Source organism: Burkholderia sp. SJZ089, assembly GCF_007828315.1.
Classification (GTDB): Bacteria; Pseudomonadota; Gammaproteobacteria; order Burkholderiales; family Burkholderiaceae; genus Burkholderia; species Burkholderia gladioli.
The window spans coordinates 203,408-225,629 of record NZ_VIUM01000002.1 but is presented as its reverse complement, the minus strand read 5'-3'; the positions used below and the strand labels follow the sequence as shown (position 1 = coordinate 225,629).

General features: G+C 67.6%; 23 protein-coding genes and 1 tRNA gene. 5 read left to right on the top strand and 19 right to left on the bottom strand.

Going from position 1 to position 22,222, the window contains the following annotated elements:
- Nucleotides 1–65: 65 nt before the first annotated feature.
- From hisC to FB600_RS04060, 8 genes are all read right to left on the bottom strand, one after another.
- Entirely contained in the window at nucleotides 66–1,133 is a 1,068-nt protein-coding gene (gene hisC / locus FB600_RS04095) for a histidinol-phosphate transaminase (protein WP_096750715.1), read from the bottom strand.
- Between the two features lie 95 nt (nucleotides 1,134–1,228).
- Entirely contained in the window at nucleotides 1,229–1,834 is a 606-nt protein-coding gene (gene pth, locus FB600_RS04090) for an aminoacyl-tRNA hydrolase (RefSeq protein ID WP_096750176.1), read from the bottom strand.
- Nucleotides 1,835–1,930: 96 nt separating this feature from the next.
- The gene (locus tag FB600_RS04085; protein WP_013699419.1) at nucleotides 1,931–2,545 is read right to left on the bottom strand and encodes a 50S ribosomal protein L25/general stress protein Ctc; all 615 of its coding nucleotides are present in this window, start codon (nucleotides 2,543–2,545) and stop codon (nucleotides 1,931–1,933) included.
- Nucleotides 2,546–2,701: 156 nt separating this feature from the next.
- On the bottom strand, nucleotides 2,702–3,658 hold the full coding sequence (locus FB600_RS04080; protein ID WP_025097008.1) for a ribose-phosphate pyrophosphokinase: 957 nt from the start codon (nucleotides 3,656–3,658) through the stop codon (nucleotides 2,702–2,704).
- A 45-nt stretch (nucleotides 3,659–3,703) separates the two neighbouring features.
- A tRNA-Gln gene (locus FB600_RS04075) sits at nucleotides 3,704–3,780 on the bottom strand.
- 52 nt (nucleotides 3,781–3,832) lie between these two features.
- Nucleotides 3,833–4,711, bottom strand: a complete 879-nt coding sequence (gene ispE / locus FB600_RS04070; RefSeq protein ID WP_145756287.1) for a 4-(cytidine 5'-diphospho)-2-C-methyl-D-erythritol kinase — start codon at nucleotides 4,709–4,711, stop codon at nucleotides 3,833–3,835.
- 30 nt (nucleotides 4,712–4,741) lie between these two features.
- Complete coding sequence (gene lolB, locus FB600_RS04065) at nucleotides 4,742–5,374, bottom strand: lipoprotein insertase outer membrane protein LolB (RefSeq protein ID WP_175427766.1); 633 nt, start codon at nucleotides 5,372–5,374, stop codon at nucleotides 4,742–4,744.
- A gap of 17 nt (nucleotides 5,375–5,391) precedes the next feature.
- Nucleotides 5,392–7,254, bottom strand: a complete 1,863-nt coding sequence (locus FB600_RS04060) for a tetratricopeptide repeat protein (protein ID WP_096750179.1) — start codon at nucleotides 7,252–7,254, stop codon at nucleotides 5,392–5,394.
- An 88-nt stretch (nucleotides 7,255–7,342) separates the two neighbouring features.
- On the opposite strand from FB600_RS04060, the gene mutM reads away from it, so the two are divergent.
- Both mutM and mutY read left to right on the top strand, forming a co-directional pair.
- Nucleotides 7,343–8,170 (top strand): bifunctional DNA-formamidopyrimidine glycosylase/DNA-(apurinic or apyrimidinic site) lyase, encoded by an 828-nt coding sequence (gene mutM, locus FB600_RS04055; RefSeq protein WP_145756286.1) that lies wholly within the window; start codon nucleotides 7,343–7,345, stop codon nucleotides 8,168–8,170.
- 7 nt (nucleotides 8,171–8,177) lie between these two features.
- Entirely contained in the window at nucleotides 8,178–9,293 is a 1,116-nt protein-coding gene (gene mutY, locus FB600_RS04050; RefSeq protein WP_145756285.1) for an A/G-specific adenine glycosylase, read from the top strand.
- 81 nt (nucleotides 9,294–9,374) lie between these two features.
- Here mutY and FB600_RS04045 read toward each other — a convergent pair whose 3' ends face one another.
- The 11 genes from FB600_RS04045 to kdsD all read right to left on the bottom strand — a co-directional run bounded on the left by FB600_RS04045 (nucleotide 9,375) and on the right by kdsD (nucleotide 18,680).
- On the bottom strand, nucleotides 9,375–10,010 hold the full coding sequence (locus tag FB600_RS04045; RefSeq protein WP_013699412.1) for an LON peptidase substrate-binding domain-containing protein: 636 nt from the start codon (nucleotides 10,008–10,010) through the stop codon (nucleotides 9,375–9,377).
- Nucleotides 10,011–10,042: 32 nt separating this feature from the next.
- Nucleotides 10,043–10,936 (bottom strand): RNase adapter RapZ, encoded by an 894-nt coding sequence (rapZ, locus tag FB600_RS04040; protein WP_013699411.1) that lies wholly within the window; start codon nucleotides 10,934–10,936, stop codon nucleotides 10,043–10,045.
- Between the two features lie 110 nt (nucleotides 10,937–11,046).
- The gene (hprK, locus tag FB600_RS04035; RefSeq protein WP_013699410.1) at nucleotides 11,047–12,015 is read right to left on the bottom strand and encodes an HPr(Ser) kinase/phosphatase; all 969 of its coding nucleotides are present in this window, start codon (nucleotides 12,013–12,015) and stop codon (nucleotides 11,047–11,049) included.
- 125 nt (nucleotides 12,016–12,140) lie between these two features.
- Nucleotides 12,141–12,653, bottom strand: coding sequence for a PTS sugar transporter subunit IIA (locus FB600_RS04030; RefSeq protein WP_096750181.1), 513 nt, complete (start codon nucleotides 12,651–12,653; stop codon nucleotides 12,141–12,143).
- A gap of 214 nt (nucleotides 12,654–12,867) precedes the next feature.
- Nucleotides 12,868–13,233, bottom strand: coding sequence for a ribosome hibernation-promoting factor, HPF/YfiA family (gene hpf / locus FB600_RS04025; RefSeq protein ID WP_013699408.1), 366 nt, complete (start codon nucleotides 13,231–13,233; stop codon nucleotides 12,868–12,870).
- Nucleotides 13,234–13,383: 150 nt separating this feature from the next.
- Nucleotides 13,384–14,889, bottom strand: coding sequence for an RNA polymerase factor sigma-54 (locus FB600_RS04020; protein ID WP_013699407.1), 1,506 nt, complete (start codon nucleotides 14,887–14,889; stop codon nucleotides 13,384–13,386).
- A 190-nt stretch (nucleotides 14,890–15,079) separates the two neighbouring features.
- Complete coding sequence (gene lptB, locus FB600_RS04015; protein ID WP_013699406.1) at nucleotides 15,080–15,856, bottom strand: LPS export ABC transporter ATP-binding protein; 777 nt, start codon at nucleotides 15,854–15,856, stop codon at nucleotides 15,080–15,082.
- Nucleotides 15,853–16,521: a lipopolysaccharide transport periplasmic protein LptA gene (gene lptA, locus FB600_RS04010; protein ID WP_013699405.1), complete on the bottom strand. Its 669-nt coding sequence runs from the start codon at nucleotides 16,519–16,521 to the stop codon at nucleotides 15,853–15,855. Before lptA ends, lptB begins: the two co-directional genes overlap by 4 nt.
- Nucleotides 16,522–16,539: 18 nt before the next feature.
- Entirely contained in the window at nucleotides 16,540–17,154 is a 615-nt protein-coding gene (lptC, locus tag FB600_RS04005) for an LPS export ABC transporter periplasmic protein LptC (protein WP_017918294.1), read from the bottom strand.
- Nucleotides 17,155–17,157: 3 nt separating this feature from the next.
- The gene (locus tag FB600_RS04000; protein ID WP_098153593.1) at nucleotides 17,158–17,697 is read right to left on the bottom strand and encodes a KdsC family phosphatase; all 540 of its coding nucleotides are present in this window, start codon (nucleotides 17,695–17,697) and stop codon (nucleotides 17,158–17,160) included.
- Nucleotides 17,697–18,680: an arabinose 5-phosphate isomerase KdsD gene (kdsD, locus tag FB600_RS03995; RefSeq protein ID WP_025096995.1), complete on the bottom strand. Its 984-nt coding sequence runs from the start codon at nucleotides 18,678–18,680 to the stop codon at nucleotides 17,697–17,699. The genes FB600_RS04000 and kdsD overlap by 1 nt, the downstream gene beginning before the upstream one ends.
- 153 nt (nucleotides 18,681–18,833) lie before the next feature.
- Here kdsD and FB600_RS03990 point away from each other — a divergent pair, with 153 nt between their 5' ends.
- The 3 genes from FB600_RS03990 (at nucleotide 18,834) to FB600_RS03980 (ending at nucleotide 22,216) form a co-directional block, all read left to right on the top strand.
- Nucleotides 18,834–20,834: a monovalent cation:proton antiporter family protein gene (locus tag FB600_RS03990; protein WP_013699401.1), complete on the top strand. Its 2,001-nt coding sequence runs from the start codon at nucleotides 18,834–18,836 to the stop codon at nucleotides 20,832–20,834.
- Between the two features lie 88 nt (nucleotides 20,835–20,922).
- Nucleotides 20,923–21,489, top strand: a complete 567-nt coding sequence (locus FB600_RS03985) for an adenine phosphoribosyltransferase (RefSeq protein ID WP_096750182.1) — start codon at nucleotides 20,923–20,925, stop codon at nucleotides 21,487–21,489.
- Nucleotides 21,490–21,601: 112 nt separating this feature from the next.
- Nucleotides 21,602–22,216 carry a LysE family translocator gene (locus tag FB600_RS03980; protein ID WP_096750183.1) on the top strand — a complete coding sequence of 205 codons (615 nt, stop codon included), beginning with the start codon at nucleotides 21,602–21,604 and terminating at the stop codon, nucleotides 22,214–22,216.
- Nucleotides 22,217–22,222 lie beyond the last annotated feature (6 nt).

Genomic DNA, 22,222 nt, shown 5'->3' with positions numbered 1-22,222 from the left:
CCTGTTTTCGTTTGGTGGTCCATAGCGGGCCGCCGCAACTCGGCGAGCAGGCCCGCGCGGCCTCCTCAGCTCAGCAGTTCGCGCAGCGCGGCCACCAGCGCCTCGCATTCCGCGTCGGTGCCGATCGTGATCCGCAGGTACTGGTCGATGCGCGGCAGCTTGAAGTGCCGAACGAAGATCTCGCGCGCCTTCAGCGCGGCGGCGAGCTGGCCCGCGTCGTGGCCGGGATGGCGCGCGAACACGAAGTTCGCGGCCGAGGGCACGATCTCGAAGCCGAGGCTCGTCAGCGCGGCGTCCAGGCGCGCACGGCTCTCGATCACGCGCGCGCAGCCGGCCTCGAAGTAGTCGCGATCCTCGTAGGCGGCCTGGGCGGCGACCTGGGCGAGCCGGTCGAGCGGATAGGAGTTGAAGCTGTCCTTGACGCGGTTCAGCGCCTCGATCAGTTGCGCGTCGCCAAAGGCGAAACCCACCCGCATGCCGGCCAGCGAACGTGCCTTCGAGGTGGTGTGCACCACCAGCAGGTTCGGATGGCGGGCGATCAGCGAGATCGCCGATTCGGCGCCGAAATCGACATAGGCCTCGTCGACCACCACCACCGTGTCGGGATTGCCCGCCACGATCCGCTCCACGTCGGCGAGCGGCAGGGCGCGGCCGGTGGGCGCGTTCGGATTCGGGAACAGCACGCCGCCGTTGCCGCCGAGATAGTCCTCGACGCGGAGCGAGAAGTCCTCGGCGAGCGGTACCGCCTCGTATTCGACGCCGTACAGGCGCGCGTAGGTCGGGTAGAAGCTGTAGGTGATGTCGGGGAAGCGGATCGGCCGCTCGTGCTGGAGCAGGGCCTGGAAGGTATGGGCGAGCACCTCGTCGGAGCCGTTGCCGACGAATACCTGGTCCGGGCTCAGGCCGTGATGCGCGGCGACGGTCTCGCGCAGGCCGCGCGCGAGCGGGTCGGGATAGCGGCGCAGCGATTCGCCGGCCTCGCCGAGCTCCCGCGCGATCGCCGCGACCACGCGCGGCGAGGGCGGATACGGGTTCTCGTTGGTGTTCAGCTTGACGGGGTTCGCCAGCGCCGGCTGTTCGCCCGGCACATAGGGGACGAGCTGCTGAACGATCTTGCTCCAATAACGGCTCACCACGGGCTCCTGACTGAAAACGTGCAGCTTAACGCAGGCGGCGCGCGCCGGGCGCGTCGCTGCGGGCATGGAAAGGGCGAACGGGTTCGCGCCGCTCAGGCGCCGTTGCGATGCAGCTGCATCACCGCGCGTTCGGTTTCACCCTTCACGAAGATCGGCATCACGGCGAGCGAGCGCTCGATCGAGGCGTCGATCACCTCCTGTTCCTCGCGGCGCGGCGGCTTCAGCACGAAGTTCGCCACGTCGGGCTTGGCGCCGGCACGCGCGCCCTCAGGGATCAGCTCGCGCGGATGGCCGATGCCGATTCGCAACCGCCAGTATTGCTGCGAGGATAGATGCGCCGAGATGTCCTTCAGGCCGTTGTGGCCGCCGCTGCCGCCGCCGAGCTTGAGCTTGACCGAGCCGGGCGGCAGGTCGAGCTCGTCGTGCGCGACCAGGATCTCGTCGGGCAGGATCTTGAAGAACTGCGCCACCGCGACCACCGATTGGCCGGAGCGGTTCATGTAGGTCTGCGGCTCGAGCAGGTGCACCTCCTCACCATACAGCCGTGCCTTGGCGTAATGGCCGTGGAAGCGTCGCTCGTCGCGCAGCGTCGCGCCGGCTTCGCGCGCGAGCAGGTCGACCAGCCAGAAGCCGGCGTTGTGGCGCGTCGCCGTGTATTCGGCGCCCGGATTGCCGAGCCCGACGATCAGTTTGATCATGATGTTGAGGCCGCAAGAATGAAAAAACCCGCCGGGCGAGCCGCGGCGGGTTGCTTCGACCGTCCATCCCGCGACGGTGCGAATGTGCTGGACAGCTTAGGCAGCCGGCGTTTCGCCTTCGCCTGCAGCAGCTTCGTCCGACACGGCGCCGGCCGGGATCGTCGCGGTCGCGATCACCGGGTTTTCGGCGTCGACGTGCGCGACCAGCGAGACGCCGTTCGGCAGCACGATGTCCTTGGCGTGGACCGATTGACCGGCTTCCAGCTTCGACAGGTCGACTTCCAGGAATTCCGGCAGGGCGGCCGGCAGGCACTCGATGTCGAGTTCCACGACCACGTGCGAGACGACGGCGCTCGACAGCTTCACGGCCGGGCTGACTTCGGCGTTCAGGAAGTGGACCGGCACCTTGGTGTGCAGCTTCTTCGATGCATCGACGCGCTGGAAGTCCACGTGCAGCACGAGCTGGCGGAACGGATGGTATTGCACGTCACGCAGCAGCACGTTTTGCGACTTGCCGGCCACTTCGAGGTCGAGGATCGACGAGTGGAAGGCTTCCTTCTTCAGGGCGTGCCACAGGGCGTTGTGATCGAGTTCGATCATTTGCGGGGCAGCTTCGCCACCGTAGACGATACCCGTGGTCTTGCCAGCGTTGCGCAGGCGGCGGCTCGCACCCGTACCTTGCAGTGTGCGCTCGAAAGCGACGACTTTCATGAGATTCTCCATTGCTGCCCGCGACCAGGCAGTTGAGCGAGGCCTTGCGGCCCCAAGAAGCCGGCCCGGGTTTCGTCCTTCCGGGCCGTTTGTGCAAAAAGCGAAGCGTTCAGGCTTCGCTTTTCGCGGACTACCGAATTCGTGTGATCGCCGGGATCAGGACTCGGCGAACAGCGACATCACCGAATCGCCCCGGCGGATGCGCGCGAAGGTTTCGGCGAGCAGATCGGCGCTCGACAGCGCGCGGATCTTGGCGCAGCCGAGCGACTCGGCGCTCAGCGGGATGGTGTCGGTCACGACCAGTTCGTCGAGTTCCGAGGCGTCGATCCGCGCTGCCGCGCCGCCCGACAGCACCGGGTGCGTCGCGTAGGCGAACACGCGCTTGGCGCCGCGCTGCTTGAGCACTTGCGCGGCCTTGCAGAGCGTGCCGGCGGTATCGACCATGTCGTCCATGATCACGCAGGTGCGGCCTTCGACCTCACCGATGATGTTCATCACCTCGGCGACGTTCGCCTTCGGGCGACGCTTGTCGATGATCGCGAGATCGCAGTTCAGTTGCTTGGCCAGTGCCCGGGCGCGCACCACGCCGCCGACGTCCGGCGACACCACCAGCAGGTCCGGGTGGTTCTGCTTGCGCAGGTCGCCCAGCAGGATCGGCGTGGCGTAGATGTTGTCGACCGGGATGTCGAAGAAGCCCTGGATCTGGTCGGCATGCAGATCCATCGTGATGATCCGCTCGACGCCGGCGATTTCCAGCATGTTCGCGACGATCTTCGCGGAGATCGCGACGCGCGCCGAACGCGGGCGGCGATCCTGGCGCGCATAGCCGAAGTAGGGGATGGCGGCGGTGATCCGGCCGGCGGATGCGCGCTTGAGCGCATCGACCATGATCATCAGTTCCATCAGGTTGTCGTTCGTCGGTGCGCAGGTGGACTGCAGGACGAAACAGTCCTTGCCGCGCACGTTTTCCTGGATTTCGACCTGGATTTCGCCGTCGGAGAAACGGCTGACCATGGCCTTGCCAAGCGGAATACCGAGATTGTCGACGACTTTCTGCGCAAGCGCGGGGTTCGCGTTGCCAGTGAAAACCATCAGGCCGTCATGGCTGCTCATCATGAACCTGCTTCGGGCTGGGGGCGGGAATAACTGAGGAAACTTTGGCAGGGGAGGAAGGACTCGAACCCTCGCATGCCGGAATCAAAATCCGGTGCCTTGACCAACTTGGCGACTCCCCTACACTCAACTTCGAGCTTCACCGGAAGTGTAGGACATCCGATGCAGCAAAACTTATGACGCGAAAGCGAAGAGTGGATGTTCACCCAGGCTTCCGGTAACAGCGCTGTTCCAGCCTGCCGGCAAGGTGGCTTGTGCTGCCTGAGCCTCCTGCTTGCTACCGAACGCTGCGAAGACACTAGCTCCAGAGCCGGTCATCCGCGAAGGGGTCAAATCATACAACGCTTTGACCACCTTTGCAACTTCCGCGTACTTCTTTGTCACAACCGCCTGCATGTCGTTTTGGCCGAAGCTGTCTGGCCAACCCTTGCTGCTTTGCTGTGCAAGAAAGTCCGTAATTGTGATGGGTCTCGAATCTCTTGTCAACGACTTATCTGAAAAAATTTCAGCGGTCGGTACGTGAACCCGAGGCGTCACAACCAGGAACCAGCGAGCCGGCAATTCTACCTGCTCCAGTGCCTCTCCGATACCCTCCGCGAACGCATTTTTTCCGAACACGAAGAAGGGCACGTCGGCGCCTAGTTTCACGGCCAGCGCCTGAAGTTCAGTGCGCGGCAGGTCGAGTTTCCAGAGGCGGTTCAGGGCGAGCAGGGTGGTGGCCGCGTCGGAGCTGCCGCCGCCCAGGCCCGCGCCCATCGGCAGCACCTTGTCGATCTCGATGTCGACGCCGAGCGTGGTGCCCGTGTGAGCCTGCAGCAGGCGCGCGGCGCGCACCACCAGGTCCTGTTCCTCGGGCACGCCCGCCACCTCGGTGAGGCGGTGGACCGCACCGTCCTCGCGCAGCGTGTAGTGCAGCCGGTCGCCCCAGTCGAGCAACTGGAACACGGTCTGCAGCGAGTGATAACCATCCGGGCGGCGGCCCGTGATGTGCAGGAACAGGTTGAGTTTCGCCGGGGCGAGGCAGTCGCGCAGCGAGCGGGATGTGTCGGTCATGCTTGGGGACTTCTTGGCAAAAAGGCGGGATCAGCGGTCGAGCACGAGCTTGATGTCGAGCGGCGGATCCTCGCGTGTCAGGTTCAGTCGCTTGACGCCGGTGACGGGCGCGTCGGCGTAGGCGAGGTAGTCGATGGTCCAGCCGTCCTGGCGGATCTGCTTGATCTGCGTGCCGCTCTCGCGCACCACGTCGGCCGGCGTGGACGGCGAAGGCTGCGGCAGCATCCAGTAGCGCAGCCCGTCGAGCGGCAGCGCGAAGCCGAGCGCGTCGCGCATCAGCTGGCCCACGTCGGTGGCGCTGCGTGGCGCGCGGCCCGGCATCTCGAGCGAGGCGTTTAGCGGCGAGGAGCGCACGATGGCCAGCGTCTGGCCGAGCGGGCTGCGCAACTCGAGCGTGATGGCATTGCCGGTTTCCTGCCAGGCGAAATTGCCGTAGACGTTCTGCGGCTTGCCGAGGCGGTCGTCGTAGCGGACCGCGAAGCGGCCCGTGTAGGCGTGCGCGGCCTGGGTGGTGATGACGTCGGCGCCCGGCGTCGCGGTGCCGGCGGCAGGCGCCGGCGCGCGTTGCGTCGCGCAGCCGGCGAGCAGGGCGCCCGCGGCGAGCGTGAGCAGGCCGAGGCGGGCAAGGGATGCGAAAGGGGCGAGCGCGGCGCACCGGTCCATCGATCGGATCGCGACGCTCACAGGCCCTGTACCTCGAAGCGCTTGAGCGTGTTGACCAGCGTGTCGTTGTCGGGCTCGAGCTTCTGCGCGGCGCGCCAGGCATCGCGTGCCTTGTCCTGCTGACCGCTCTTCCAGAGCACCTCGCCGAGGTGCGCACCGATCTCGGCGTTCGGCTGCAGGCTGTAGGCGCGCGAGAGGATCTTCTCGGCCGCCGCGTTGTCGCCCATCCGGTACTTGACCCAGCCGAGGCTGTCCATGATGAAGGCATCCTTGGGCGCCAGCGCGCTGGCCTTCTCGATCAGCTCGTTCGCCTCGGGCAGGCGCTGGTTGCGGTCCGCCAGCGAATAGCCGAGCGCGTTGTAGGCTTGCGGATCGTTGGGCTGGGCGCGCATCAGCACGCGCAACTGCTGCTCCATGGTGGTGTACTGGCCGATCTTCTCCGAGGCCATCGCGTAGTCGTAGCGCAGGTCGGGATCGTCGGGGAAGGCGTCGACGGCCTGGGCGAGCCGGTCGGCCGCCTCGCGGTAGCGCTTGGCCGAGAACAGCAGCGAGGCGTCGGTGCGCGCGATCACGGCCGCGTCGCGCGGATCGTTGACCTGCAGGCCCGCCAGCACCTTGCGCGCGTCGTCGACCTTGCCCTGCTTGGCGAGGATCTGCGCGCGCGTGACCTGCGCCGGAATGTAGTGCGGGCTGGCCGGGTCGATCTTGTCGAGCCACTGCGAGGCCTGCGCGTCGTTGTTCTGCTCGACCGAGATCTGCGCGAGGTAGACGTAGGCCTGGCCGACATCGGCATCGGGCAGCTTCTGCGCCGCGTCGATGTACTGCTTCAGGTACTTGGAGGCGTCGTCGAGCTGCTTCTGCTGGATCTTGATCAGGGCCAGCGCCATCAGCGGCGCCGGTTCCTTCGGATCGTTGCGGTGCATGGTCTCGAACTGCTTCTGCGCGTCGTCGAGACGATTGTCGGCGAGGTAGAGCTGGGCCAGCGCCAGGCGCCCTTCGCGCGCCTTGGGGTTCTGCTGCACGTATTTCTCGAACGAGGCCACGCCGATCGCGCGCTCGTCGGGGCCCATCTGCGAGAGCATCAGGGCGGCCGGCAGGTAGTCGGGCTTCAGTTCCAGCGCCTGCTTCAGCGAGGTGACGGCGGCCGGCTTGTCGTCCACGGCGAGCTGCTGGCGGGCGATCGCCAGGCGCGCCTCGGGGCGGATCAGGTCGTCCTTGAGCAGGTGCTGCAGCACCGTCAGGCCGTCCACGCGGTTCGGGCCGCGCGCGATCAGGGCCTGCAGGGCCAGGATCGCGTCGCCGCGGTTGTCGCCGGTGGTGCGGGCCAGCTCGCGGCCCAGCAGCGGCTCGGCGTCGAGTGGCTTGCCGGCCAGCACCAGCAGGGCCGCATCGACCTGGGCCGCGCGATTCGAATCGGGTGCGTATTCGCGCCACAGGTTCGCGGCGGCCAGCGCGTCGGCCGGGCTTTGCGCGGCCAGCGCGATTTCGGTGGCGCGCTGCGCCATCCGCGGATCCTTGGTATCGCGCGCCAGGGCGAGATAGGTCTGGAAGGCGGGCGCGGGTTGGCCGCGTTGCAGCGCGACCTCGGCCGCCAGTACCTGATAGACGATCTGCGCGCTCAGCGGCACGCCGGGCAGGTCCTTCTTTTCGTCGGGGAAGGCCGGGGAGAAGGCGCTCTGCGTCAGTGCATCGTCGTCGGCCGCGCCGGCCGGCGCGGTGACGGCGGCGCCGGAGGCGGGCGTCTGGGCGTGAACGGGCATGGCGCCGAACGTCCATGCGGCGAGCAGCGCGGCGCCGAGTGCGCGGCGGACCGGGAAGGCGAACGCACGGCGCGCGTGGGCGGCGGGGCGCTTCGAAGACAGCGTCGAGGACAAGGTCATGGAAATCCGTTCGAGGTTTCGGACGATTGTAACGCGCTCGCTACAATACGCGCACCATCGCCCCTAGCCACCCACAGACCACAAAACCATGCCAGAGTTGCCGGAAGTCGAGGTTACACGTCGCGGAATCGAACCCTTCGTCGCCGGGCACCGCGTCAGGCGCGTCGACGTGCGCACCGCGATGCTGCGCTGGCCCGTCCCCGAGAATTTCGCGGCGGCGCTCGAGTCGCGCGAGGTGCTGCGCGTCGAGCGGCGCGGCAAGTACCTGCTGTTCGAGCTCGACGCCGGCTGGTTCATCGTCCATCTCGGCATGACGGGCACCTTGCGCGTGCTGCTGGGCGGCGTCGCGCCCCAGGCCGGCAAGCACGACCATATCGACTGGATCTTCGACGCCTGCGTGCTGCGCTTTCGCGACCCGCGCCGCTTCGGCGCGGTACTCTGGCACCCGCGCGAGCAGGGCGACATCCACGAGCACCACCTGCTCACCAGCCTCGGCGTGGAGCCGTTCTCGCCGGCCTTCACGGCCGCGCTGCTGTACCGGCGCACGCGCGGACGCACCGTTTCGGTGAAGCAGGCGCTGCTGGCCGGCGACATCGTGGTCGGGGTCGGCAACATCTATGCATCGGAAAGCCTGTTCCGCGCCGGCATCCGACCGACCACGGCGGCTGGCCGGGTCTCGCTGCCGCGCTACGAGCGACTGGCCGAGGCGGTGCGCGCCACGCTGGCCGACGCGATCGAGCGCGGCGGCAGCACCTTGCGCGATTTCGTCGGCAGCAACGGCGAAAGCGGCTATTTCCAGCTCGACTGCTTCGTCTATGATCGCGCGGGCGAACCGTGCCGCGTATGCGGCACGCCGATTCGCCAGATCGTGCAGGGCCAGCGGTCGACCTATTTCTGTCCGAATTGCCAGCGTTGAAAACATCTTGAAACCCCCACGTACCCAAGCGGCGCCGGCCGCGCCCGCGACCCCGCTCGAAGCGAGCTTCGCCACCCGCCTGATCGCCTGGCAGCGCGAGCACGGCCGCCACGACCTGCCGTGGCAGAACACGCGCGATCCGTACCGGATCTGGCTGTCGGAAATCATGCTGCAGCAGACCCAGGTATCGACAGTGGTGCCTTATTACCAGCGCTTCCTCGAGCATTTCCCCGATGTCGCCGCGCTGGCCGCCGCGCCGGCCGACCAGGTGATGGCGCTGTGGGCCGGGCTCGGCTACTACACGCGGGCGCGCAACCTGCATCGCTGCGCGCAGGTGGTGATGGCCGAGCATGGCGGCCACTTTCCCGAATCGCCCGAGGCGCTCGCCGAGCTGCCCGGCATCGGCCGCTCGACCGCGGCGGCGATCGCCTCGTTCGCGTTCGGCGCGCGCGCGCCGATCCTCGACGGCAACGTCAAGCGCGTGCTGGCACGCGTGTTCGGCGTGGAGGGGTTCCCGGGCGAAAAGCGCGTGGAGAACGGGATGTGGGCGCTGGCCGAGCGGCTGTTCCCGCGCGAAGCCGACGATGCCGGCATCAGCGCCTACACGCAGGGGCTGATGGATCTTGGCGCGACCTTGTGCGGGCGCGGCAAGCCCGATTGCAAGCGCTGCCCGTTCGCGGCCGACTGCGTGGCCAATACCACGGGCCGGCAGCGCGAACTGCCGGCCGCGCGCCCGAAGAAGGCGGTGCCGACGCGGCGCACCTGGATGCTGGTGCTGCGCGACGGCGACACGGTGCTGCTGGAGCGGCGCCCGCCCACCGGCATCTGGGGCGGCCTCTGGAGCCTGCCCGAGGCCGAAGGCGACGCGGCGGCCCTGCAGCGCGTGCGCGAATTCGGCGCCGAGGCGGTGATTCCGCTGGCGCCGTTCACGCATGTCTTCACGCATTTCCGGCTGGAGATCGAGCCGCGCATCGCCGACATCGGCGCGGCGCAGGCGGCGGGCGGCATGCTGGTGACGGCCAGCGCCGATACGGAATGGGTGCCGCTGGCGCGGCTCGACGCCTATGGCCTGCCGGCGCCCGTGCGCAAGCTGCTCGACAGCCTGAGCGGGCCGCTGATCTGAGAAGAGGGAAGATGGGCGAGGCGCGCCGGAGGGCGCCGCGTGAGCTTGAAGGGGTGGCCGAGCCTGGCGCGGGCCTCAGCCTCAGAGCCAGTCGTGACGCTTGAGCACCTGATGCACGGCGTCGATGCGCGCGCCCACGTCGGGAAACTCCATCAATTTCTGCCGCATCCGCAGGTCCAGCGGCAGCACCTCGGCGAGGCGATTCGCGACCCAGCTCGGCTCGTCGAAATGGAAGGGCTCGAGAAACGGCAACTCGCCCGACTTCACGTTGCGCAGCGCCTCGATGATCCGCTCCAGCACTTCCGCGCAGGCGCCGAACTGTGCGATCGACAGTTCGCCGTCGAGCGGCTGGTCCTCGGGCAGCGGCTCGGCGATGCCGACCAGCAGCCCGTTCGATTCGACGCGATGCGAGAGCAGCTCGAAACGCTGGGTGCCGACCGTGCGCAGCAGCAGCATGCCGAATTCGCCGGTATCGCATTCGATGATCTCGGCCATGCAGCCGATCGTCTCGGGCACCGCCACCTCATCGTCTTGCGCCACCTCGGGCCCGCTCTTGAGCAGGCAGACGCCGAACGGCAGCTTCTCGCGCAGGCAGGCGCGTGCCATGTCGACGTAACGCGCCTCGAACACCTTGAGCGGCAGCAGGCCGCCCGGAAACAGCACCGTGTGCAGCGGGAACAGCGGCAGATCGACGAGCCGCGTCGAAAGCGAGGACATGCGCAGCCTCCTGGAGAGGTGCGGCTCGGGCCTTAGCTGACGAGCCGCGATGACGCCTCGGCATCCACCGGTGCGTCACGATGCCGCACAATCACGTTCGCCTGCTGCGACAGACGCGCGGCGAGCGTCTCCGCAATGAACACCGAGCGATGCTGGCCGCCCGTGCAGCCGATCGCGACCGTCAGATAGCTGCGGTTGTCGTCGCGGAAATGCGGCAGCCATTTGACGAGGAAGCTCTCGATGTCGTCGATCATCTGGTGGACGATCGGCAGTGCATCGAGGAAAGCGATGACGGGCTGGTCGAGCCCGGTCAGCGGCCGCAGCTCGCGGTCGTAATAGGGATTCGGCAGCGCGCGCACGTCGAACATGAAATCGGCGTCGAGCGGTACGCCGCGCTTGAAGCCGAAGGATTCGAACATCAGCACCAGGGCGTCGTTCTGCTGCTCGATGAAGCGCTTCACCCAGGTACGCAGCACGTTCGCGCGCAGGTTGCTGGTGTCGATCTCGTGGCCGAAGCCGGCCAGCGGCGCGACCAGCTCGCGTTCGCGCTCGATCGCCTCCTCCAGCGAGGACAGCAGGCCGACATCGGCGTCATGCGAGGGCGAGCCCGACAGCGGGTGACGGCGGCGCGTTTCCGAGAAGCGCTGGATCAGCGCCTGGGTGCTGGCATTGAGGAACAGCACGCGCACGTCGTGATGCTGCGACAGCTCGCGGATCAGGCCGGGCATCTCGTCGAGCGAGCCGCTCGAGCGCGCGTCGATCGCCACCGCCAGGCGGCGCTGGCCTTCGTCGGCGATATAGCGGACGAGTTCGGGCAGCACGCGTGGCGGGAGATTGTCGACGCAGTAATAGCCGGAGTCCTCGAGCGCGTTGAGCGCGACGGACTTGCCGGAGCCGGAGATGCCGGTGATGAGGACGATGCGCATGGGAAGGCTGGAATCCAGACGGCTCATCATAGCACCGGCTTACCGCCCCTGTATGACAGGGCGGGGCGTGGCATGGTGTGACGGCGCGCGCCAGGCGCGCCGGTTCGGCGCTAGACCAGCTTGCCGGGAAACTGGCTGTCCGGGTCCTGCATGGCCAGCCGCTGGCGGTCCATGAAGTCGCGCAGCGTATCGATGCCGCGCAGTTGCAGGATCGTGTTGCGCACGGCCGCCTCGACCAGCACCGCGAGGTTGCGGCCGGCCGCCACCTGGATGGTCACCTTGCTGATCGGCAGGCCCAGCACGTCGACGGTCTGGCTTTCCAGCGGCAGGCGCTGGAATTCTCCGTCGGGGCGCCGCACCAGCTGGACGATCAGCTTGAGCTTCATCTTCCGGCGCACCGCGGTTTCCCCGAAGATGGTCTTGATGTCGAGCAGGCCCAGGCCGCGTACCTCGAGCAGGTTCTGCAGCAGCGGCGGGCAGCGGCCCTCGACGAAATCGGGGCCAAGTCGCACGAAGTCCACCGCGTCGTCGGCCACCAGGCCGTGGCCGCGGCTGATCAGCTCGAGGCCCAGCTCGCTCTTGCCGAGGCCGGAATCGCCGGTCAGCAGCACGCCCATGCCGAGGATGTCGAGGAACACGCCGTGCAGCGTGGCGCGCGGCGCGAGGATGCGCGACATGTACAGGCGCAGGCTGTCGATCACGGCGGCGGCCGACATCGGCGTGGTGAACAGCGGCGTGGACGAGCGCGTGCAGCGCAGCACCAGCTCGGGTGGGGCGGCGGCTCCGCCGGCAACCACCAGGAACGGCGGTTCGAGGGCGATCAGCTCGGCCATGTGACGCGAGCGATCCTCGTCGGTCTGGCGCTGGTAGTACTCGATCTCGGCCTCGCCGAGCACCTGGATCCGGTTCGGGTGGATCAGGTTCAGGTGGCCGACCAGGTCGGCGCTGGAGGTCGCATTGCCAACCGTCTCGGCGGAAAAGCCGCGTTCCCAGCCTTCATGCCCCGTCAGCCAGCTCAATTTCAGCATGGCTGCGTTGTCGTCGAAGATGCTCTGGGCGTTGATGCTGGACGTATCCATGGACTGCGTCACTCCAAATGGCCGGTGCGGCGAGGCGTCAGCGCTGCGGCGCCGGGACCGGCTGCGGGCGGGCAGGCCGGGCGGTGGACGCCGCCCGTCGTGGGGCAGCTTCCGCCCGAATCAGCTCAAGGTTGCCATTGAGTGAGGAGTCGATGCAACTCGTGGCGATCCGGTTCGGTATGCAGGCGTTCGCGCGCGTCGCGGTCGGACAGCAGTTGCGCGATTTCGGACAGGATCTCGAGGTGCTGCTGGGTGGCCTGTTCGGGCACCAGCAGGAAGATGAGCAGCGAGACGGGCTGGCCGTCCGGGGCTTCGAAGGGGATCGCCTCGGCGAGGCGCACGAAGCCGGCCAGCGGGTGCTTGAGGCCCTTGATGCGGCCATGTGGAATGGCGACGCCTTCGCCGAGACCTGTCGAGCCGAGACGCTCGCGCGCGAACAGGTTGTCGGTGACGACGCTGCGCGCGATGCCGTTCTGATTCTCGAAAATCAGGCCGGCTTGTTCGAACACGCGTTTCTTGCTGGTGACGGAGAGGTCGATGACGACATTCTCCAGTGGCAGGATTTTGGCTAGGCGATTCATGTTGGCAGGCAAGGGGGTGGCCTGGGGTCTCCTCGCGGCGTTGGACGAAGTTTCCATGTCGGGCAGGATGCGAGGCGTCGATCGAGGCAGGCTTGTGTGCACGTCAAGCCGGAGCGCCGACGCCACCCGGTAATAACCCGCACATTATAGAGCACGGACGTTCGCATGGTGCGGCGTGAGCGACCCGGTTCGTACGCCACGCCATGCCGGCGTGGAACGAAAAAACCGCCCGTCGGAACGGGCGGTTTGGCGGGCGCGCGAGGCGCCGGGTTCATTGCGGCGGCTGTTCGGCCTGGTCGACGATGGCCGGTTGATGCTTGATCGGATCGTGCGCGTGCGTCTGCAGACGTTCCATGTGCTTGACCACCTGGCGGTCGAGCTTGTCGATCAGCAGATCGATCGCCGCGTACAGATCGCCATTGATGCTTTCGACGAAAATCTCTTTCTTGCCCTTCAGGTGCAGGTTGATTTCCGCACGCTGCCGCTTGTCCTTTTCCTTATGGTTGTCGACCGAGAGGATCACAGTGCCATCAATCACCTGGTCGCTATGCCGTAGCACCCTATCGAGCTTGGTGATCACGTGTTCGCGAATGGCAGGCGTCACTTCGAGATGGTGTCCACTGATCTTCAGGTTCATAGTGCTTCTCCATGCAGGTGACCCCGGCGTATCTACAGGCGGCGTCTGCCGGCGGGAGCGGTCTCCGTGGATCGATGCGGAGCGGGCCCCGGGGGCGGACTATGCCTTCGACAGCGCGGTGGCCGGAAAACGCCCGCCGCGAGCAGCGGGCTACAGAGACTTGCGCAGATTCACCGCGGGGATCTTGAGGGCTTCGCGATACTTCGCAACGGTGCGGCGCGCGACCACGAAGCCTTGTTCCGCCAGCAGCTCGGCTATTCGGCTGTCCGAAAGAGGAGATTTCTGGTCTTCGGCTCCTATCAGTTGCTTGATGAGGGCGCGGATTGCCGTGGAAGAGGCAGCGCCCCCGGTATCCGTCGACACGTGCGATCCGAAGAAGTACTTAAATTCAAGAGTGCCGAACGGGGTCAGCATGTACTTGCCGGTTGTCACACGGGAGACAGTCGACTCGTGTAGGCCCAGCGTATCAGCTATTTCCCGCAAAACCAAGGGGCGCATGGCAATTTCACCATGCGCAAAAAAGTTCTTCTGACGCTCCACGATGGCCTGCGCGACACGCAGGATGGTCTCGAATCGCTGCTGGATATTCTTGATCAGCCAGCGCGCTTCCTGGAGCTGCTGCTTGAGCGAACCGGCGCCCGGATCGCCCCGGCTGTTGCGCAGGATATTGGCGTACAGGTGGTTGATGCGCAGCTTCGGCACCACCTCGGGATTGAGCTCCGCGAGCCAGTTCTGGCCGCTCTTCCTGACCATGATGTCGGGCACCACGTAGTCCGCCTCGGTCTTGCCGTAGGCGGCGCCCGGGAAGGGCTCGAGCGAGCGGATCAGTGCATGGGCCTCGCGCAGCTCGTCGTCGTTGGCCTTCAACTGCTTGCGCAGCCGCGTGAAGTCGCGCGCGGCCAGCAATTCGAGATGCTGCGAGACGATGTCGAGCGACAGCGTGCGCGTGGGGGACGGATCGAGTCGCAACAATTGCAGGCGCAAGCATTCTGATGCGGAGCGCGCCCCCACGCCGGCCGGGTCGAAGCTGTGCAGCAGCGCCAGCGCGGCGCCCAGTTCGTCGAGATCGACCTCCAGTTCCTCGGGCAGGTCGGTCAACACCTCGTCGAGCCCCGCGCCGAGATAACCGTCGTCGTCGAGCGATTCGATCAGGAACATCACCAGCGCGCGGTCGCGCGGACCCGCCTGGGTCACCCGCAATTGCGCGGACAGATGCTCGCGCAGCGAGGTCGAGGCCTCGTGCACCTGCAGCGGCGGGAGGTCGTCATCGTCGGAGGCGCCCGAGGAGCGGCCGTAGTCGTCGAGATTCCACTGACCCGAATCGCCGCTGTCGGCGTTGTAGTCGTAGTCGTCGCCATTGCGCGAGTCGTCGCGTTCGGCGCGATCGCCCGAGGCTTCGCTGCCGTTCGAGCCGCCGCCGTGCATCGGCTCGGGCGTCGAGGAAGGCGGGCTCTGCGCGATCAGCGAGCCGTCGGCGGCCACCCGCAGCGGGCTCGCGATCCATTCGTCGTTCTCGAGCAGCGGATTCTGGGCGACGGCCATCGCGACTTCCTGCTGCAGTTCGAGCGTCGACAGCTGCAGCAGCCGGATCGACTGCTGGAGCTGGGGCGTGAGCGCGAGGTGCTGCGACAGGCGAAGTTGGAGGCTGGCTTTCATGGCAAAAAGGAATCGTTACCTGAAGTTTGCCACGTAGGCGGCGCGTTGCGGGAGGCGGGATGATACGAAGCGCGCGATGCGCCGGCCCGTGCGTGGTCGCCGGGTCGGCGCACGGAGCTTGCGACCGGGCGCGGATGCCCGGGGCGGCAGCAGGTAGAGCGGCGCCGGGCACGCGGCGCCCCGCGCCGGCTTACATGCGGAAATGTTCGCCGAGATAGACGCGGCGGACGCTTTCGTTCTCGATGATGTCCTGCGGGGCACCGGCTGCGAGCACCGAGCCGTCGCTGATGATGTAGGCGTGGTCGCAGATGCCGAGCGTCTCGCGCACGTTGTGGTCGGTGATCAGCACACCGATGTTCCGTTGCTTCAGGAACTTGACGATCTTCTGGATCTCCAGCACCGCGATCGGGTCGACGCCGGCGAAGGGCTCGTCGAGCAGGATGAAGCTGGGGTTGCTGGCCAGCGCGCGGGCGATCTCGACGCGGCGGCGCTCGCCGCCCGACAGCGACAGCGCCGGGTTGTCGCGCAGGTGGCCGATCTGCAGCTCGTCGAGCAGGGCCTCGGTGCGCGAGGCGATCTCGTCCTTGCCGAGCAGCTTGCCGTTGTCGCCGTGCTGCAGCTCGAGCACGGCGCGGATGTTCTCCTCGACGGTCAGCTTGCGGAACACCGAGGCTTCCTGCGGCAGGTAGGACAGGCCCAGCGAGGCGCGCTTGTGGATCGGCAGCAGGCTGATCGGACTGCCGTTCAGCGAGATGTCGCCGGCATCGAGCGGCACCAGGCCGACGATCATGTAGAAGGAGGTGGTCTTGCCCGCGCCGTTCGGGCCGAGCAGGCCGACCACCTCGCCGCTCTTCACGTCGAGGGAAACGTCCTTGACGACGGTGCGCGAGCCGTAGCGCTTCTTCAGGTTGCGCACCACCAGCGAACTGGTGGTGCCGGCGGGCTGGCGGTTCGGCAGGGCGTTCACGGGTTCGGCTCCTGGATCGAGTTCGACGGCGTGAGGGTGGCGCTTGCGCCGTTGAGCGGGGCCGGGCCGCCGTTCTTGGGCGACAGCATGGCGCGCACGCGGCCGGTCGGATTGCCCGGCGCGGCCACGTCGTTGCCGCCCTTGGCGGTGTAGAAGTCGCGCTGGCCGTCATAGGTGATCACGCTGCCGTGCACCGTGTCGGACACCGTCGTGAGACCCTGCAGGCGGCGCACCGTGGCATTGCGCGTGAGCGTGGTGAGATCCTGCTTGCCGTCGTAGTCGATGCGCTCGGCATCGCCGTCGATGTACTCGTCGAGGCCCTCGCGCTTCTGGCGGAACGAGGCGTGCTTCTTGCTGCCCGGCGCCATGGTGGCGGTCGCGTACTGGTAGCCCTGCGGATCCTGGCGCACCTCGACGCGGTCGCCCTTGATCAGGATCGTGCCCTTCGTGATCACGACATTGCCGGTCGCGACCGTGACCTGCTTCAGGTCGTCATAGGTCAGGTTGTCGGCCTCGACGTTGATCGGCTTGTTCTGGTCCGCCTTTTCCGCATGCGCGAGCGACACGGCGCCGGGCAGCGCAAGCGCGACGAAGGCCGCGGCAAGCCCGGCGCGGACAGCGCGCCGCGCGCCGCCGATGGAAAAACTAGGGAACGATTCGTTCATGCAGTCACGCAAGCTGGGTTACTTGGATTGGCCGGAAGGGCCGCCGGACACGTCGGACGCGGCGATCGTGCCGCGGACGTTGCCGTACAGGTCGATGACCCGGGTGACATTGTTGTACTTCATGCCGTTGGTCGCATTGGCGATCGACAAACCGCGCTGAAGTTTAACCGGCTTTTCGGTCTCGATCACATCGTCGTTGACGAGCACGCGGAAATGTTCGGAATCGGCTTCCATCGGCGGATCGCCGGCGCCGGCCGCGCGCAGGATCTTGGCGTCGTCGTAGAGATCGACGATCGACACGTCGCCGTTGACGGTACCGCGCTTGGAGGTGGCCGTGACCACCGGCTTGCCGGGCTGGAATGCGCGCATCGCCGGCTGGGTGAGCTGGCTGGTCTCGTCGTCCTCGTAGTGGATCAGCTTGGCGGCCGTCAGCCGGTACTGGGTCGCGCCCGACTGGTCGAGCTCGGTGACCGAGAAGTTGTCGGCGAAATAGTCGGGCGAATGCGTCTTCGGGCGCGCCACCGCCTCGCCCGGCGGCGGCAGGGTGGCCTGCAGCAGCCAGTAGGTGACGCCGGCCAGCGCGGCCAGCGCGAGAATCGGCAGCAGCGAGCTCAGGTGGAGGCGGGGAAACATGCGTCAGGCTCCGAGCGCGGCGGCCAGCAGGGCCTCGTAGCGGCCCTGGGCGCGCAGGATGGTGTCGACCACCTCGCGCGCGGCGCCATGGCCGCCGCGTGCCTCGGACACCCAGTGGGCGCGCGCGATCACGTCGGGATGCGCGTTGGCCGGCGCGGCCACGAAGCCGCAGCGCGTCATCACGCCGAGGTCGGGCCAGTCGTCGCCCATGTAGCCGCATTCGTCAGACTTGAGGCCGGTGGCTTGCAGCAATTCGGCGAAGGCGCTGAGCTTGTGCTCGACGCCCTGGTAGAGATGGCTGATCTTCAGTTCCCTGGCGCGCACCGCGACGATCTCCGAGCGGCGCCCGGTGATGATCGCGGTGTCGATGCCGGCCTCGCGCAGCAGCTTGAGGCCATGGCCATCCTGGGAGTTGAACGACTTCATGGTGTCGCCAGCGGCAGTGAAGTGCAGGCCGCCGTCGGTCAGCACGCCGTCGACATCGAAAATCATCAGCTTGACGCGGCTCGCGCGTTCGGCGGCCGTGGCGGGAGCAGCGGACATCAGATCACCTTCTTCGAGAACAGGTCGTGCATGTTGAGCGCGCCGATCAGCACGCCGTCGGCATCGGTCACCAGCATCTGGTTGATCCGATAGCGTTCCATCAGTTCCACGGCCTCGACGGCCAGGTGATCGGGGGCGATGCTGCGCGGGTGGCGCGTCATCACGTCGGCGATCGGCAGGCGGCGGAAATCGCCGTCGCGCTCGAGCACGCGGCGCAGGTCGCCGTCGGTGAAGATGCCGGCCACGCGGTCCTGCTCGTCGATCACCACGGTCATGCCCATGCGCTTGGCGGTGATCTGGAACAGCGCGTCGGAGAGGGTGGCGGTGAGGCGCACGGTCGGCACCTCGTCGCCGGTGCGCATCACGTCGCGCACGTGGGTCAGCAGGCGCCGGCCCAGCGAGCCGCCCGGATGCGAGCGCGCGAAATCGTTGGGACCGAAGCCGCGCGCGTCGAGCACCACCACCGCCAGCGCGTCGCCCAGCGCGAGCGCGGCGGTGGTGCTGGCGGTCGGCGCGAGATTCAGCGAGCAGGCTTCCTTCTCGACGCCGGCATACAGGTGAACATCGGACAATTGCGCGAGGCTCGACTGCGGCCGGCCGGTCATGGCGATCAGCTTGGCGCCGAGCCGCTTGATCAGCGGCAGGATCGCGACCAGCTCCTCGGATTCGCCCGAATTGGAGATCGCGATGAAGACATCATCGGCCGTTACCATGCCCAGGTCGCCATGGCTGGCCTCGGCCGGATGCACGAAGAAGGCGGGGGTGCCGGTGCTGGCCAGCGTCGCGGCGATCTTGCGCGCGATATGGCCGGACTTGCCGATGCCGGAAACCACCACGCGCCCGCGGCAGTTCAGCAGCAGGCCGACCGCGCCGACGAAGCCGCCATCGAGCTGGTCACGCAGTGCGCGTACGGCGTCCGCCTCGATGTCGAGCACGTCGCGGGCGAGCGCGAGCGCCCGGTCATCATTGATTTTCGCTATCATGCGCGGAGTATAGCAAAGGCGTTTGTTCGCCGCGCCGGGCGCCAGGACCGCGCTCCCGACGGAGTCATGTCCTCGCCCACCGCGCCGCCCCCGGGGCGGCATCACCCGCGTCCGCCTGCCGCGACGCCCTGACGAACGAGGACTCTTTTGCACGTGATTTCCCCGCTCGAAATGACGCTCCTGCTGCTGCTGGCTTCAGTGGTGGGCGTGGTCGTGTTCCGCTCGCTGAACCTGCCGCCGATGCTCGGCTACCTGACCGTCGGCATCGTGGTCGGCCCGCACGCGCTCGGTTTCGCGGGCGACCTCGAACGCGCCGAGCACCTGGCCGAGTTCGGCGTGGTGTTCCTGATGTTCTCGATCGGCCTGGAGTTCTCGCTGGCCAAGCTGCGGGCGATGCAGAGGCTGGTGTTCGGGCTCGGGCTGATGCAGGTGGTGGTCACGCTGGCGGTGGCGGTGCTGCTCGGTTTCGTCTTCGAGCGCTGGGTGCACATCACCTGGCAGGGCAGCGTCGCGCTGGGCGGCGCGCTGGCGATGTCCTCGACCGCGATCGTCTCGAAGATGCTGGCCGAGCGGCTCGAGATCGAGACCGCGCACGGGCGCAATATCTTCGGCGTGCTGCTGTTCCAGGATCTGGCCGTGGTGCCGCTGCTGATCGTGATCTCGGCCTTCGGCGGCGAATCCTCCAAGGACCTGATGGTCACCCTGGGCCTTGCGGCGGTGAAGATCGTGATCGCCCTGGCGCTGCTGCTGTTCGTCGGCCAGAAGTTCATGACGCGCTGGTTCAACGTGGTGGCGCGACGCCGTTCCCAGGAACTGTTCGTGCTCAACCTGCTGCTGGTCACGCTCGGCGCGGCCTTCATCACCGATCGTTTCGGGCTGTCGCTGGCGCTGGGCGCCTTCATCGCCGGCATGCTGATCTCCGAGACGCCTTACCGGCACCAGGTGGAGGAGGACATCAAGCCGTTCCGCGACGTGCTGCTCGGCCTGTTCTTCGTCACCACCGGGATGCTGCTGGACCCGCGCGTGATCTGGACCCACCCGTTCCTGGTGATTGGCTTCTTCGTCGGCCAGGTCGGCCTGAAGGCGGCCACCATCACCGGCCTGGCGCGCCTGTTCGGCGCCGCGCCGGGCGTGGCGATGCGCACCGGGCTGGGCCTCGCGCAGGCCGGCGAATTCGGCTTCGTGATGCTGAACCTGATCCTCGACCGCCACCTGGTCGACAGCACCCTGCTGCAGGCGATCCTGGCCTCGATGCTGCTGTCGATGCTGGCCGCGCCGTTCCTGATCCAGAACGCCGACCGGATCGTGATGCGCCTGTCCTCGACCGAGTGGATGCAGCAGTCGCTGCAGATGACGCGCATCGCCACCCAGAGCCTCAAGCAGCAGGGCCACGTGATCATCTGCGGCTACGGCCGCGCGGGCCAGAACCTGGCGCGCATGCTCGAACAGGAAGGCATCGCCTATGTCGCGCTCGACCTCGACCCGGACCGCGTGACGGCCGCGGCCGCGGCCGGCGAATCGGTGGTGTTCGGCGACGCGGCGCGCCGCGAATCGCTGCTGGCCGCCGGTATCCACCGCGCCGCGGCGGTCGCCATCACCTACGCGAACACGCCTTCGGCGCTGCGCGTGCTGCACAACGTCCACGAGCTCGAGCCGAGCCTGCCGGCGATCGTGCGCACGGTCGACGACGCCGACCTGGAAAAGCTGCTGGCGGCCGGCGCCACCGAGGTAATCCCGGAAATCGTCGAGGGCAGCCTGATGCTGGCCTCGCACACGCTGGTGCTGATGGGCGTGCCGATGCGGCGCGTGGTGCGGCGCGTGGAGGAGATGCGCGACGCGCGCTACAGCCTGCTGCGCGGCTATTTCCGCGGCGCCGACGACGCGGACGACGACGACCACGAGCAGGTGCGGCTACAATCGATGCCGGTCGACGCGCGCTCGGACGCGGTCGGCCGCTCCCTCGAGGAAGTCGGGCTCTACGCGCTCGGCCTCGAGGTCACGGCGATCCGCCGCCATGGCATCCGTGGCGTCGAGCCGGACCCGGAAACCAAGCTGCGCGCGGCCGACATCGTGGTGCTGCGCGGCTTGCCGGAGGCGCTGTCGATGGCCGAGGAACGGCTGTCGCGCCATCGCCGCGAGGGTTCCGCCGCCTGATCGTCGCGCCGGCCGTCACCCGCGGCTTTCAATTTGCTTGTCATGAACGGCGCGCGGGCCCACGCGCGCCGTTTTTTCGGAGAAGTTCATGAGCCACCAGCCGTCGGGCGTGTCGCCCGATCCCGCCGAGTTCGTCCGCCGCCATGTGCGCACGGTGCCGGACTGGCCGCAGCCGGGCGTGCAGTTCCGCGACATCACCCCGATCCTGCAGAGCGCGAAGGCGCTGCGCGTGCTGGTCGACCTGCTGGTCGAGCGCTATGTGGAGGCCAAGCTCGACTACGTGGCGGGGCTCGACGCGCGCGGCTTCATCATCGCGCCGATCGTGGCCTACGAGCTCGGCATCGGCTTCGTGCCGATCCGCAAGCTCGGCAAGCTGCCCTACAAGACCCGGTCCGAATCCTACGAGCTCGAATACGGCAACGCGACCGTCGAGATCCACGAGGATGCCTGCAAGCCCGGCGACCGCGTGATCATCGTCGACGACCTGATCGCCACCGGCGGCACCATGATGGCCGGCAAGAAGCTGCTCGAACGGCTCGGCGCGACCGTGGTGGAAGGCGCGGCGATCATCGACCTGCCGGAGCTGGGCGGCTCGGCGCTGCTGCGCGGCGCCGGCCTGCCGCTTTATACGGTCACCGAGTTCTCGGGCCACTGAGCCCGCGCCCGGCAGGCCCGCAGGCTTGCCGGGATCGCGTCGCGCCAGGGTGCCGAGCCCGCCCGATGCGTCGTCGATGCGTTTTTTCCCCTCGTTCCAGCGAGCCCTCGTCATGCCGAACTTCCTGCTGTTCCTCGCCGCCTCGATCGCGATCACGGTCGCGCCCGGTCCCGACAACCTCCAGGTGCTCGCGCGCGGCATCTCGCAGGGCCGCGCCGCGGGCCTGGTGGCCGCGCTCGGCTTTTCGGCCGGGGTGCTGTTCCACACCACGCTGGCTGCCTTCGGCGTGGCCGCGCTGCTGCGCTCCTCGCCGGTGGCCTTCCATATCCTGAAGTTCGCGGGCGCCGCCTACCTGATCTGGATCGGCATCAAGGCGCTGCGCAGCCAGGGGCTGGCCACCGCCGACACGCGTGCCCCGCAGCCGCTCGCCACGATCTTCCGCCAGAGCGTGATCGGCAACATGCTGAATCCCAAGGTGACGCTGTTCTTCGTGGTGTTCCTGCCGCAGTTCGTCGACGTGCACGGCGGCCAGGCGGTTTCGCTGCAGATGTTGGAGCTCGGCGCGCTGTTCATGCTGCAGTCGGCCGTGGTGTTCTCGATCTTCGGCCTCGGCGCGGGCGTGCTGGGCGCCTGGCTCAAGCGCCGGCCGCGCGCCGGCGTCTGGCTGGACCGGCTGGCGGGCGCGACCTTCATCGGCCTGGGCCTGCGCATCGCGCTCAAGGACTGAGGCCGG

Coding starts and splice junctions, on each gene's coding strand:
- FB600_RS04020 (WP_013699407.1), bottom strand. CDS start 14,889: ATGAAAGCCAGCCTCCAACTTCGCCTGTCGCAGCACCTCGCGCTCACG.
- hprK (WP_013699410.1), bottom strand. CDS start 12,015: ATGGATACGTCCAGCATCAACGCCCAGAGCATCTTCGACGACAACGCA.
- mutM (WP_145756286.1), top strand. CDS start 7,343: ATGCCAGAGTTGCCGGAAGTCGAGGTTACACGTCGCGGAATCGAACCC.
- kdsD (WP_025096995.1), bottom strand. CDS start 18,680: ATGATAGCGAAAATCAATGATGACCGGGCGCTCGCGCTCGCCCGCGAC.
- FB600_RS04045 (WP_013699412.1), bottom strand. CDS start 10,010: ATGTCCTCGCTTTCGACGCGGCTCGTCGATCTGCCGCTGTTCCCGCTG.
- lolB (WP_175427766.1), bottom strand. CDS start 5,374: ATGGACCGGTGCGCCGCGCTCGCCCCTTTCGCATCCCTTGCCCGCCTC.
- FB600_RS04080 (WP_025097008.1), bottom strand. CDS start 3,658: ATGAGCAGCCATGACGGCCTGATGGTTTTCACTGGCAACGCGAACCCC.
- FB600_RS04085 (WP_013699419.1), bottom strand. CDS start 2,545: ATGAAAGTCGTCGCTTTCGAGCGCACACTGCAAGGTACGGGTGCGAGC.
- hpf (WP_013699408.1), bottom strand. CDS start 13,233: ATGAACCTGAAGATCAGTGGACACCATCTCGAAGTGACGCCTGCCATT.
- FB600_RS04060 (WP_096750179.1), bottom strand. CDS start 7,254: ATGACCTTGTCCTCGACGCTGTCTTCGAAGCGCCCCGCCGCCCACGCG.
- ispE (WP_145756287.1), bottom strand. CDS start 4,711: ATGACCGACACATCCCGCTCGCTGCGCGACTGCCTCGCCCCGGCGAAA.
- lptC (WP_017918294.1), bottom strand. CDS start 17,154: ATGTTTCCCCGCCTCCACCTGAGCTCGCTGCTGCCGATTCTCGCGCTG.
- FB600_RS03980 (WP_096750183.1), top strand. CDS start 21,602: ATGCCGAACTTCCTGCTGTTCCTCGCCGCCTCGATCGCGATCACGGTC.
- FB600_RS04000 (WP_098153593.1), bottom strand. CDS start 17,697: ATGTCCGCTGCTCCCGCCACGGCCGCCGAACGCGCGAGCCGCGTCAAG.
- rapZ (WP_013699411.1), bottom strand. CDS start 10,936: ATGCGCATCGTCCTCATCACCGGCATCTCCGGCTCCGGCAAGTCCGTC.
- FB600_RS03985 (WP_096750182.1), top strand. CDS start 20,923: ATGAGCCACCAGCCGTCGGGCGTGTCGCCCGATCCCGCCGAGTTCGTC.
- FB600_RS04030 (WP_096750181.1), bottom strand. CDS start 12,653: ATGGAAACTTCGTCCAACGCCGCGAGGAGACCCCAGGCCACCCCCTTG.
- lptA (WP_013699405.1), bottom strand. CDS start 16,521: ATGAACGAATCGTTCCCTAGTTTTTCCATCGGCGGCGCGCGGCGCGCT.
- pth (WP_096750176.1), bottom strand. CDS start 1,834: ATGATCAAACTGATCGTCGGGCTCGGCAATCCGGGCGCCGAATACACG.